At 41.0% G+C, this 542-nt stretch carries 1 protein-coding gene; it reads left to right on the plus strand.

The features are described from left to right. Positions 1–183: 183 nt before the first annotated feature. Positions 184–542: phage integrase N-terminal SAM-like domain-containing protein (locus ADIWIN_RS22405; RefSeq protein ID WP_235047032.1), on the plus strand; the 359-nt coding region annotated here is incomplete at its 3' end.

Below are 542 nucleotides of genomic sequence, written 5' to 3' on the forward strand. Positions count from 1 at the left end.
ATTCAAGGTGCCAAACTTCCAATTCGCTACCTATTTCTTTAAATGTAATCATTTCCAGCTTTAGTACTATCTGCCCAATGACCTATATTTAGTGTTGAACGAATCCTGCTAAGGCAGGAAGCCGGCAGTTTTTGCCGTTTCTTCCTACATTAGACTTATCATTAATATTCAACATTTTAAGCTATGAAAAAAAAGCAATCTATCATTGAAAAAGCCTGTGAAAATGTACCAGGCTTTGATTTACAACTCAAAAGACTCCGTAGATCAATAACCATTTCGGGGAAAAGTCAGAGCACTCTCAATAATTACGCCCGATGTTTGTCCCATATGGGACTGCATCTCAACTCTGATCTGCTTGAACTTGATGACGAAGTCATACAGGATTACCTCCATTTCCTTAAGCGTAAGCACCACACTCCATCCGATAGTTTCTTCAAACACACCGTTTACGGACTGCGCTATCTGTTTCGAATCTTTGACCGGAAGGAAAGCAGCGTCATTCTCCCCTCCATTCGAACGGCCAAAAAAACTTCCTGTCGTCC

The organism is Winogradskyella psychrotolerans RS-3 (assembly GCF_000427335.1).
Classification (GTDB): Bacteria; Bacteroidota; Bacteroidia; order Flavobacteriales; family Flavobacteriaceae; genus Winogradskyella; species Winogradskyella psychrotolerans.